The organism is Salinilacustrithrix flava (assembly GCF_041228405.1).
Lineage (GTDB): Bacteria > Actinomycetota > Acidimicrobiia > Acidimicrobiales > Salinilacustritrichaceae > Salinilacustrithrix > Salinilacustrithrix flava.
Map to the genome: position 1 here is coordinate 1,143,192 of NZ_CP133888.1, position 9,876 is coordinate 1,153,067.

General features: G+C 72.4%; 13 protein-coding genes and 3 tRNA genes. 10 read left to right on the forward strand and 6 right to left on the reverse strand.

Annotation, left to right across the window (positions count from 1 at the left end; all coding sequences use genetic code 11):
• Positions 1–3: 3 nt before the first annotated feature.
• From RGQ06_RS05685 to RGQ06_RS05710, 6 genes are all read left to right on the forward strand, one after another.
• Positions 4–1,026: a Gfo/Idh/MocA family protein gene (locus tag RGQ06_RS05685; RefSeq protein WP_432427530.1), complete on the forward strand. Its 1,023-nt coding sequence runs from the start codon at positions 4–6 to the stop codon at positions 1,024–1,026.
• A complete protein-coding gene (locus RGQ06_RS05690; RefSeq protein WP_432427529.1) occupies positions 1,023–1,898 on the forward strand; it encodes an alpha/beta fold hydrolase in 876 nt (291 codons plus the stop codon). Before RGQ06_RS05685 ends, RGQ06_RS05690 begins: the two co-directional genes overlap by 4 nt.
• A 2-nt stretch (positions 1,899–1,900) precedes the next feature.
• Positions 1,901–3,157, forward strand: a complete 1,257-nt coding sequence (locus RGQ06_RS05695) for a CysS/YqeB C-terminal domain-containing protein (RefSeq protein ID WP_432427528.1) — start codon at positions 1,901–1,903, stop codon at positions 3,155–3,157.
• Between the two features lie 95 nt (positions 3,158–3,252).
• Positions 3,253–3,325 (forward strand) — tRNA-Glu (locus RGQ06_RS05700).
• A 13-nt stretch (positions 3,326–3,338) separates the two neighbouring features.
• Positions 3,339–3,416 (forward strand) — tRNA-Asp (locus RGQ06_RS05705).
• 36 nt (positions 3,417–3,452) lie between these two features.
• A tRNA-Phe gene (locus tag RGQ06_RS05710) sits at positions 3,453–3,528 on the forward strand.
• A 151-nt stretch (positions 3,529–3,679) separates the two neighbouring features.
• Here RGQ06_RS05710 and RGQ06_RS05715 read toward each other — a convergent pair.
• The 4 genes from RGQ06_RS05715 to RGQ06_RS05730 are packed head-to-tail and all read right to left on the reverse strand — an operon-like array spanning position 3,680 to position 4,956.
• On the reverse strand, positions 3,680–3,985 hold the full coding sequence (locus RGQ06_RS05715; protein ID WP_432430705.1) for a hypothetical protein: 306 nt from the start codon (positions 3,983–3,985) through the stop codon (positions 3,680–3,682).
• The gene (locus RGQ06_RS05720) at positions 3,982–4,170 is read right to left on the reverse strand and encodes a hypothetical protein (protein ID WP_432427527.1); all 189 of its coding nucleotides are present in this window, start codon (positions 4,168–4,170) and stop codon (positions 3,982–3,984) included. Before RGQ06_RS05720 ends, RGQ06_RS05715 begins: the two co-directional genes overlap by 4 nt.
• 31 nt (positions 4,171–4,201) lie before the next feature.
• Complete coding sequence (locus RGQ06_RS05725; protein WP_432427526.1) at positions 4,202–4,360, reverse strand: hypothetical protein; 159 nt, start codon at positions 4,358–4,360, stop codon at positions 4,202–4,204.
• A complete protein-coding gene (locus tag RGQ06_RS05730) occupies positions 4,333–4,956 on the reverse strand; it encodes a tyrosine-type recombinase/integrase (protein WP_432427525.1) in 624 nt (207 codons plus the stop codon). The genes RGQ06_RS05725 and RGQ06_RS05730 overlap by 28 nt, the downstream gene beginning before the upstream one ends.
• A 258-nt stretch (positions 4,957–5,214) precedes the next feature.
• Here RGQ06_RS05730 and RGQ06_RS05735 point away from each other — a divergent pair, with 258 nt between their 5' ends.
• Positions 5,215–5,448, forward strand: coding sequence for a type II toxin-antitoxin system ParD family antitoxin (locus tag RGQ06_RS05735; RefSeq protein WP_432427524.1), 234 nt, complete (start codon positions 5,215–5,217; stop codon positions 5,446–5,448).
• A gap of 4 nt (positions 5,449–5,452) precedes the next feature.
• Positions 5,453–5,779, forward strand: a complete 327-nt coding sequence (locus tag RGQ06_RS05740; protein WP_432427523.1) for a type II toxin-antitoxin system RelE/ParE family toxin — start codon at positions 5,453–5,455, stop codon at positions 5,777–5,779.
• Positions 5,780–5,979: 200 nt separating this feature from the next.
• On the opposite strand, the gene RGQ06_RS05745 is transcribed toward RGQ06_RS05740, so the two are convergent.
• Both RGQ06_RS05745 and RGQ06_RS05750 read right to left on the reverse strand, forming a co-directional pair.
• A complete protein-coding gene (locus RGQ06_RS05745; protein WP_432427522.1) occupies positions 5,980–6,408 on the reverse strand; it encodes an OsmC family protein in 429 nt (142 codons plus the stop codon).
• Positions 6,409–6,536: 128 nt separating this feature from the next.
• On the reverse strand, positions 6,537–7,997 hold the full coding sequence (locus RGQ06_RS05750; protein WP_432427521.1) for a hypothetical protein: 1,461 nt from the start codon (positions 7,995–7,997) through the stop codon (positions 6,537–6,539).
• Between the two features lie 255 nt (positions 7,998–8,252).
• Here RGQ06_RS05750 and RGQ06_RS05755 point away from each other — a divergent pair, with 255 nt between their 5' ends.
• Entirely contained in the window at positions 8,253–8,963 is a 711-nt protein-coding gene (locus RGQ06_RS05755) for an acyltransferase (RefSeq protein ID WP_432427520.1), read from the forward strand.
• Entirely contained in the window at positions 8,960–9,871 is a 912-nt protein-coding gene (locus RGQ06_RS05760; protein ID WP_432427519.1) for a glycosyltransferase, read from the forward strand. Before RGQ06_RS05755 ends, RGQ06_RS05760 begins: the two co-directional genes overlap by 4 nt.
• Positions 9,872–9,876 lie beyond the last annotated feature (5 nt).

Sequence of the window (9,876 nt, forward strand, 5' to 3'; positions counted from 1 at the left end):
CCGGTGACGGCCGGCCACGACGAGCGCACCTTCCGGCCCGCCACCGCCGCCGACGTGGCGGCGTCGAGCTGGGAGCCGGTGCGCTTCGGCGTCATCGGGGCATCCTCGATGGTCGCCCGAGCCGCGGTCGTGCCGGCGATCGAGGCGACGCCGAAGGCCGAGCTGGTCGCGTCGGCGTCGCTCGCCGCGGGCGACGACTACGCCGCGGTGCTGGCCGACCCCGCCGTCGAGGCCGTCTACGTGCCGCTGCCCAACGGGATGCACCGCGAGTGGGTCGAGCGCTGCGCCGAGGCCGGCAAGCACGTGCTGTGCGAGAAGCCGCTGGCGCTCACGGGCGCCGACGCCCGGGCGATCGCCGACGCCTGCGCCGCCAACGACGTGGTGCTGCTCGAGGCCTACATGACGCCCTACCACCCCCGCTCGGTGGCGCTGCGCGACCTCGTGGCGGCCGGCCGGCTCGGCCGGCTGCTGTCGGTCCGCTCGGTGTTCACGTTCCCCCACGAGGAGCCGGCCGACCACCGGTGGCACCCGCTGCTCGGCGGCGGGGCCCTCGCCGACCTCGGCGTGTACGTCCTCAGCCCGCTGTTCGACCTCGCCGCGGCCGTCGGCCAGGACGTGCCCACCTCGGTCACCAGCCACGCCGTCGTCACCGAACCCGACGAGGACCGCCGCTGCGTCGACGTCACCACGGCTGGCGAGGTGCGCTTCCCCGGCGGGCTGGTCACCACCTTCGAGTGCTCCTTCGACGCCCCGGAGGCCCAGGTCCTCGAGGTCACGGGCACCGAGGGCCGGATCCGGCTCGAGCACGCCTTCACGCCCGACCAGGGCGACGACGAGCTCGTGCTGCAGCGCCGGGACGGGACCACCGACGTGGTCCCCGGACTCGGCGGCGACTGCTACCGGGGCATGGTCGACCACTTCTGCGCCGTCGTCCGCGGCCTCGCCGACGCGAAGCGCCCACCCGAGGTGTCGGTGGCCTTCGCCGAGCTGTGCGACCGGCTGCGATCGTCGCAGGGCCAGCCATGACCGATCCGCACGTGATCGAGCACGTCCCCGTCGCCGAGGACGTGACGCTGCACGTCCGCCGCTGGGACGGCGGCGACCGCCGGCCGGTGCTGCTCGTGCACGGCCTCGCATCCAACGCCCGCCTCTGGGACGGTGTCGCCGCCAACCTGCACGCCTCGGGCCACCCCGTCGCCGCCGTGGACCAGCGGGGGCACGGGCGGTCGTCCAAGCCCGACGGCGGCTACGACATGGCCGGCGTCGTCGAGGACCTCCGCCGGCTCGTCGGGCACCTCGCCGACCAGTTCGGATGGCACCGGCCGCTGGTCGCCGGGCAGAGCTGGGGCGGCAACGTCGTGGTCGAGCTGGCCGCCACGCACCCCGGCCTGGCGGCCGGCGTGGTCGGCGTCGACGGCGGCACCATCGAGCTGGCCGAGCGCTTCGAGTCCTGGGAGGCCTGCGCCGCCGCGCTGCGGCCGCCCCCGATGGCCGGCACGCCCCTGGCCGACCTCGAGCGCATGCTGCGCTCGTCCCACCCGGACTGGCCTGAATCCGGCATCCAGGGCACGCTCGCCTGCTTCGAGGTCCGCGACGACGGCACCATCGCCCCGTGGCTCACCCTCGACCGCCACCTGCTGGTCCTGCGCGGCCTGTGGGAGCACCGGCCCTCGCAGCGGTTCGACCGGATCGCCGACCCGGTGCTGCTGCTCGGCGCCGACCCCGGACCCGCCGAGAGCGACTGGCACCGGGACAAGGTCCGCGCCCACGAGGCGGCTGCGGCCGCCCTGGGCGACGCCCGGGTCGAGTGGCTGCGCGGCGACCACGACCTCCACGCCCAGCACCCGGAGCGGGTGGCCGAGCTGCTGACCCGCTTCGCCGACGAGATCGAGAGCTGACCGTGCCCCGCATCCTCACCGTCATGGGGTCGGGCGAGACCGCCCCGACCATGATCAAGGTCCACCGCCGCGTCATGGAGGCCGTCGGTGCCGACGACCCGGCCGACGCCGTGCTCCTCGACACCCCCTACGGCTTCCAGGAGAACGCCGGCGACATCTCGACCAAGGCCCAGGAGTACTTCCGGGCCTCGGTGGGTCGCCCCATCTCGGTGGCGACCTGGCGGGGCGCCGACGACGACACGGTGACCCGGGAGCGGGCCCTGGCCGCCATCGCCGATGCCAGCTACGTCTTCGCCGGACCGGGCAGCCCGACCTACGCCCTGGCCCAGTGGGTCGGCACCCCGCTGCCCCAGCTGCTCGCCGACAAGCTCCGGCGGGGCGGGGCCGTGACGTTCGCGTCCGCCGCCGCCCTCACCCTGGGCGTGGCCACCGTCCCGGTGTACGAGGTGTACAAGGCCGGCGCCACCCCGGCGTGGGCCGAGGGGCTCGACCTGCTGGCCGAGGTCGGCCTGCGGGTCGCGCTCATCCCCCACTACGACAACGCCGAAGGCGGCCACCACGACACCCGCTTCTGCTACCTGGGCGAGCGGCGCCTGTCGATGCTGGAGCCCGACCTGCCCGAGGGCGCCTGGGTCCTCGGGGTCGACGAGCACACCGCCCTGGTCCTCGACCTCGACGCGGGCACCGCCGTGGTGGAGGGCAACGGCACCGTGACCGTGCGTCGGGAGGGCGAGTCCGCCGTGCTGACGGCCGGCACCGAGATCAGCCTGGACGAGCTGCGACCGGGCACGAGCGCAGCATCGCCGGCTCCCGCTCGGGACACGGCTCCCGTCGCCGCCGAGGCCCCGGTCACCAACGCCGGCATCGGCCTGGCCGCCACCACCGACCGCCTCACCGCCGACTTCGATGCCGCCCTCGACGCCCGCGACCCCGATGGGGCCGTGGCCGCCGTGCTCGAGCTCGAGCAGGCGATCGTGCAGTGGTCGGCCGACACCCTCCAGAGCGACGAGACCGACCAGGCCCGCACCGCCCTGCGCCGGATGGTCGTGCGCCTCGGCGAGCTGGCCGCCGTCGGCGCCCAGGACCCCCGGGACGTCGTGGCGCCCTACGTGGAGGCGGTGCTCGCCGCCCGGGTCGGTGCCCGGGAGGCCAAGCAGTACGAGCTGGCCGACCGCCTCCGCGACGCCCTGGTCGACGCCCGTGTCGAGGTCCGCGACACCCCTGAGGGCACCGAGTGGGCCCTCGCCCCCGACGACTGATCCCCCGTTCTGGCAGTGCTGGTGTCACACCCGAGCTCGGATTGCTCCCCACCCCGGAGGTGCTGTTAGGGTCACGCAGCCTCAACGGGGAGCGAGCCCCCATCGTCCAGCGGCCTAGGACGCCTGCCTTTCACGCAGGTAACACGGGTTCGAATCCCGTTGGGGGTGCAAGTCAAAGTCTGGTCCCGTGGTGCAGTTTGGAGTGCACGCCGGCCTGTCAAGCCGGAGGTCGCGGGTTCAAATCCCGTCGGGACCGCCACAAACGCCCTCGAGCCCTCGGGTTCGGGCATGCCCTGGTCGGGTAGCTCAGTTGGCAGAGCGACCGCCTGAAAAGCGGTAGGTCACCGGATCGACGCCGGTCCCGACCACCATACGAAACACCAGGTCAGCGGCCCTTTTCGGGGCTGCTGACCTGGTGTCGTTTTCGGCCGAGAACCCCCGCGTCCCGCGAAAATCCCGCGCGAGATATCCACAGGGCTCCCTGGCACGGCCCGTATCCCACGCTGCGTGGTTAACCGGGGATCAGCGATCGAGGTCGATCTCGACCCCGATCAGCTCGACGGAGTCATCGGCCATGAGCAGGCCGTAGACGGCGAACGCTCGCACGAGCTTGCCCGTGCCGATTGCCATACGGGCGTCCGGTACACCTTCGACCGCCTCGGGGAGCTCGTCGAAACGGGTCGCGAACGCCTCCACGATCGCTGGCAGCTCGAAGACGAGGAAGTCCGTCGCTGACGGCTCGCCGTTCGGGCCTCGGGTGTCGCCTAGCTGGAGGTCGAGCTGCTCGAAGAAGGCCGGACTCGTCCGGACTGTGCGCCGGCGGGTCACGCAGGCGGGAGATCGATCCCGCGCTCCGCCAGGAGCTCACGCCCGCGCCGGCGCGCTCGTGCGACGAACTCCGGATCCACATCAGCGAGATCGCTCACGATCGACTCCGCAGCGATGCGTTGCCGCTCCTCGAGCGGCAGCTTTTCGAGATCCTCCGCAAGCTGCACGGGCGACTGCTTCTCCATGTCCTGAGCGTACCGGCCAAGGCCCGACCGGTCAGGAGCGCCCGCGATCGATCGCAACGACCTCGGCTCGGTGGACGATGCCGGCCGCTTGTGCCATCTCGTCGAGGCGGTCGGCGACCGACTCCGCTTGGCCGGGGAACAGGTGGCCGTAGCGGTCGAGGGTCAGGACCGCTGAGGAGTGGCCGAGCATCCGTTGCACACCTTGATGTCGGCGCCGGCGGCGATGGCCAGCGAGGCGCAGGTGTGTCGGAGATCGTGAGGACGTAGTGGGGCCAGGCCGGCGTCCTTGACCGCCGGCGACCAGAAGCGGTTCCGGAAGTTGTCGAACCGGAGGTAGCCACCCTCGGGCGACTCGAACACGATGGCGTCGGTGGCCGGCTTGGCGTAGGTCCGCAGGTGGCAGTCGAGCTGTGCTGCGACGAGGCGGGGCAGGGCGACCGAGCGCCGTCCGGCGGCTGACTTGGGTGCGGCGACGAGGAACTCGCCGTCGAGGTACTGCACCTGCTCCACGACGGTCAGAGACCGGCGCAGGAGATCGACGTGGCGGCGGCGCAACCCGACCAGCTCGCTCGCTCGGAGCCCGGTGTACGCAGCGACGAGGACGAGCGCCCGGTAGCGCTCGTCGATCGTGTCCGCCAGCAGCCCGGCCTCCTCGTGGGTCAGGAAGCGCATCTCGTCGGCCTCCACCTTCGGCCCCTTGACGCCCTTGAGCGGGTTCCGGCCGAGGAGCTCATCGGTGACCGCAGCCTCGAGTAGCCGGTTGAGCGTCCGGTACGCCTGCGACACCGAGGCTGCCCCCTCTGAACTGGACGTACGCGCACCAGGGAACACTGGCGGACACCAGCGGATACGGCTCGAGCCAGCTGAAAAGCGGTAGGTCACCGGATCGACGCCGGTCCCGACCACCATCCGAAAGTCCAGGTCAGCGGCCCTCTTCGGGTCGCTGGCCTGGTCTCGTTCTCGGCCTCGATTCCGCTCGATCCCGCGAGATCCCACGGGCGACTCTGATGGCAAAGATTGGCAAGCCCGGCATAGTCTGGGCCCGTGTCCACGATGAACGTCTCCCTGCCCGACGAGCTCAAGACCTTCGTCGACGAGCGCGTCGAGCGAGACGGCTACGGGTCGAACAGCGAGTACGTGCGCGAGCTGATCCGCCGGGACCAGGACCGCCTCCGACTGCGTCAGCTGCTCCTCGACGGCCTCGCCTCCGAGCCCGGCCCGGTCGCCGACGACGCGTACTTCACTGCACTGCGCGACCGCGTCCGCTCAGCTGGCTGAGGTCGTGGCCGACAAGCCGATTCGGCTCCGTGCGCTCGCTGCAGCCGACCTCGAGGACGCCGCCAGCTACCACCGGCACCACGCTGGCGAAGAGACCGCGCTCGGATTCATCGACGAGGTGCAGGACGCGTTCGGATTGATCTCGTCCGGCCCCGGAATCGGGAGCCTGCGCTACAGCTACGACCTCGACATCCCCGGCCTGCGCGCGTTCCCGATCAAGCGCTTCGACCACGCGGTCTTCTACGTCGAGACCGACGACGTCGTCGACGTCTGGCGCATCCTCCACACGAGCCGCGACATCCCCGAGACTCTCGAACCACCCGAGCGATGAGCCGATCCGGTCGCGGCCCAGCGGCCGACGGCCCGAGTCGGCGAACCATGAGGTCCGGCGTGCCAACACGTGCCGGAGTCTGCGGCACGTATGGTCGGCTCTGATGGACTCGGATGAGTTTCGCCAGGCGATTACCACCTCCCTGCCGAGAACTTGGCAGTGCTCGCACGCAAACCGAGCTGATCTCCGCGACCGGGCCGCTACCGGCTCGGCAGGGCCTTGATCGTGCCGGAGACCTCGCACACCTCGGCGAGGGTGTTGAAGATGGTTCCGTGCCGCTGGATGTTGCGGTGCAGGAGGTCGACGCGGTGCGGGGGCTCGTCGGTCACGACGGTGACGACGTAACCGAGGCGCACCACCTTCGGCGGCCGATCCTGGCGCTCGGCCGTCACCTCGACCGATGCGAGGTCGAAGGCGAACGGGAGCAGCTCCCCCATGCGCTCCACGTTCTTGATGATGCAGGCCGCGAACGCCGAGGTGAGCAGATCTGCCGGTCCGGGCAGCTCATCTCCCTGCGTCGGCGACGAGTCGAAGCGGACGACCGACTGCCTCGTGTGGATCTCCCCCACGCCCGACCCGTTCGTCTCGGCGTGCGCCTCGTAGGTGCGGTCCGTGTCGGCTGGAGGCATCGGGGCTCCGATCTGGTCAGCGCCGGGGACGCCGCGACGGCGCGAGACCCACGGGCCGAGGATCTGCCCTTCGCCGAGCGGGGACCAGAGCCGAAGGTCCCGCGTGCAGGACGCGCCGGCCCGCTCCGTCAGCGGTCGGGACCCACGATCGGCTCGACGTCCATCCCGCTCGCCATGGCGGTCGCGATCGCCTCGATGTCCTGGACGATGCGCAGGTCCTGGGCCAGCACGGGCTGGAGCAGGTGCTCGCGGTACGCCATGGGCGTGGTGCCGGGCGTGTAGACCGCTCGTCCCGGCGCACCGAGGCGGTCGAAGACCCACCGGACGAAGCCCGCCCGCTCGGCTCGGGCGATCCCGTGCACGTCGAAGTAGCCGAAGCCGGCCTCGGCGGCGTTCGGGCGGTCGCGGGCCTGCCAGAGGAGCACCGCACGGAGGTTCTCGGCACCCGCGTCGGCCCCCAGGAAGGCGTTGACCAGCCGGGCGCTGGTCGGGGCACCGAGCTCGACGATGGCCACCTGCTTGCCGTGCTCGGCAGCGACCTTCGCCGCGACCTTCCAGTCGGCGGCAGCACGCCACGCCTCGCTGATGCTCCAGCTGCGGTACCCGTCGACGGACAGCACGTCGATCTCGGGCTGCGACGCGAGGTCCGACAGCGTCGGTCCGACGGCCGTGAGGTCCGAGGCGAGGTGGGTCCCCCGCTCGGTGTGCAGCGACTGCAGGTTCACCGTCGGACCCCACCACTCGGACCCCGGGGACCGCTCGTGGACCAGGGCACCGAGCGCGTTGTAGCGGGCGGCGGCGTCGTCGCCGAGGAAGGCCCGGAGGTCCGCAGCTGCGGCGGTGCCGTAGATGCCCTGCGGCACGCCGGCCGAGGAGCCGAGCACCGGGAGCGGGACGTCAGCCCAGCCTCGGTACTTCGCGGCGTGGGCGGCCCGCAGCGCCGGCAGCGTGGCGTACCGGTCCCGGAGCCACCCCTGCCAGCGGCTCCGGATCTCGTCACCGTCCGCGGCGTACCGGTACGACACGGTGCCGTCCGCCTCGGTGCGCTCGCTGGTGTCGAGCTCGGTCTCGAAGAAGGAGTACGCCATCGGGCCGTACCGGACGTCCAGGTGGGAGACGATGGCCTCCAGGTACGCCGCGGTGGACCGGTAGTGGCGATCGACCACGATCCATCCCGGTCGAAACATCCGGTCCCCGGGGTGCGGTGCCACGATGACCTCGAAGCCGTTGTCGTGCAGGTGGTCGATGGCGGCATCGAGGGCGGTGAAGTCCCACGACCCGACGGCGCCGAAGTCGCGGTCGTCGTCGTAGCGGTCGCCGTACGCGCAGGCGCCGACGTGCCAGCAGCCCACCGGGAGACGGATCGTGCCGGCACCGAGCTCCGCCAGCTGACGCAGCGCCACGTCGTCGAGCAGGAGGTCGAGCGGCGCCTGGGTGCCCCAGTCCTGGTTGAAGCCGAGGGCGATGGGTTCGGATCCGGCCGCCGGCGCGAGCGGGCTCGACGCGGTCTCGCTCCAGGCGGGGGCGGCAGCGAGGAGGCCGGTGAGGAGGCAGATCGCCACCACGGCGGCGGCGAGGCGGGTGCGCATGGCACCTCCAGTCAGGGGTGGTTCCGGGGGGTGCAGACAGTGTCCCTCGTCGCCGAGGGCGTGCAACATGGGGTGTTCGGACGGTTTGCGCGTTCAGTTCGCACTAGTCCTTTTGTCCACTTCTGTAGCAGGGCGACGTGCGCGATGTGGCGAACCATCAGACATGCGGTGGGCAGCGATGCGGAGCTCGGAGTGCGAGCACAAGGTTCTGCCGTCGGGGCCGTTCCCCTCCCCGTGCGTCCCGACAGGCCAGCCATGACCACCCGCCACGTGCGCAGGTGGGCCCGCGCGCGCGTCCGCAGGCAGCTGGCCGGCGGGCTCGCCTGGCGGCGCTGGCTGCGCCAGCGGGTGTGGGTGGCACGCGTCCGCCTCCAGGCCCGCGCGTCCGGAGCCGACCTGGACATCGGCGTCGCCGACACCGCCGTCGTGGGACCCCACGTGCAGGTCCGGTGCCGGCCCGGCACGAGCAACCGGGTCACGATCGGCGAGGGGGCCCGCGTGGACGACGACGTGCTCCTCCAGCTCGATGGCGGCACCGTCGAGATCGGGCCGGAGGCCCACCTGCGTCGGGGCGTGGTGCTGAACGTCGCGGGACGGCTCGAGCTGCACCACCGCAACATCCTCAGCTGGGGCACGACCGTGCACTGCGCCGAGCGGGTGGTGCTGGAGGCCATGGCCTCGGCCTCGGAGTACGTGACGGTCACCGACAGCCGGCACTTCCACACCGCGCCGGACGCGTTCTTCTACCACCACACCGAGTCGGATCCTGTCCGCGTCGGCCGCAACACGTGGCTCGCCAGCAAGTCCACGGTCCTGATGGGCTCCGACATCGGTGACTGCTCCGTGCTCGGGGCCCACTCGGTGTTCCAGGGCAGCGCACCGGACGACAGCCTCCTCGTGGGCACACCGGCCCGGCGCGTCCGGGCCGCCGCCCGGGATGCGGCATCCGAGGTGGTGGCCCGATGAGCACCGCCGTGGTCATCCCGGTGCACGACGGTGCCGGACAGATCACTCGCACCATCGACGCCGTGCTGGGCCAGTCGACCCCGCCGGCCGAGGTGGTCGTCGTCGACAACGGATCCACGGATGCGACCGCCGAGGTCGCACGGCGCGCCGGCGCGCGGGTCGTCCACGAAGGCCGCCGCGGGTCCTACGCCGCCCGCAACGCAGGCGTCGCCGCCACCACGTCCGACACGATCGCGTTCACCGACGCCGACTGCGTCCCCGACCCGGGGTGGGTCGCAGCGATCGAGCGGGCCTTCGCGCGCGACGTCGCGATCGACGTCGTCGGCGGTCCGGTCGTGGCGCCGATCGTGCGGACGGCCAGCGAGCGCTGGGCGGAGGCCCGACACGTCCTCGACCAGCAGCGGTCGTGGGAGGCGCCCAGCTTCCTGCCCTTCTTCGCCACCGCGAACGCGGCCTGGCGCCGTGCGGCGCTCGAGCGCATCGGCGGGTTCGACGCCGCCCTCGCCTCGGGCGGGGACGTCGACGCCTGCTGGCGTCTGCAGCGGGTCGGTGGGCACCTCGCGTTCGCACCGGACGCCGTCGTCATCCACGCCCACCGGGCGCGCGTGGGCGACCTGCTCGCCCAGCAGCACCGCTACGCCCTCGGACACGGCCGCCTCGACGGTCGCTGGTCGAGCGACCCGGCGTACGTCTCGGCGGCGGGGACCGCGGCTGCTCGGCTGCGCGCCGTGTGGCTGCTGCCCGCCCGGGTCCCGTGGCGCGCCGTCCGCCGCCGGGACCCCGCCATCGCCGTCCTCGATGCGCTCGTGCGGACCACCCACGAGGTCGGCCGCCGGCGAGGTCGCCGACAGCCGCCGCTCGACCCCATGCCCGCGGCAGGTCCGCCGCGCACACCAGCCACCACCTGAGGAGC

What these genes read in the sequence shown, in the direction of transcription:
- RGQ06_RS05690 (WP_432427529.1), top strand. Translation starts at nt 1,023, where the DNA reads ATGACCGATCCGCACGTGATCGAGCACGTCCCCGTCGCCGAGGACGTG.
- RGQ06_RS05720 (WP_432427527.1), bottom strand. Translation starts at nt 4,170, where the DNA reads ATGGAGAAGCAGTCGCCCGTGCAGCTTGCGGAGGATCTCGAAAAGCTG.
- RGQ06_RS05725 (WP_432427526.1), bottom strand. Translation starts at nt 4,360, where the DNA reads ATGCTCGGCCACTCCTCAGCGGTCCTGACCCTCGACCGCTACGGCCAC.
- RGQ06_RS05745 (WP_432427522.1), bottom strand. Translation starts at nt 6,408, where the DNA reads ATGCCTCCAGCCGACACGGACCGCACCTACGAGGCGCACGCCGAGACG.
- RGQ06_RS05750 (WP_432427521.1), bottom strand. Translation starts at nt 7,997, where the DNA reads ATGCGCACCCGCCTCGCCGCCGCCGTGGTGGCGATCTGCCTCCTCACC.
- RGQ06_RS05755 (WP_432427520.1), top strand. Translation starts at nt 8,253, where the DNA reads ATGACCACCCGCCACGTGCGCAGGTGGGCCCGCGCGCGCGTCCGCAGG.
- RGQ06_RS05760 (WP_432427519.1), top strand. Translation starts at nt 8,960, where the DNA reads ATGAGCACCGCCGTGGTCATCCCGGTGCACGACGGTGCCGGACAGATC.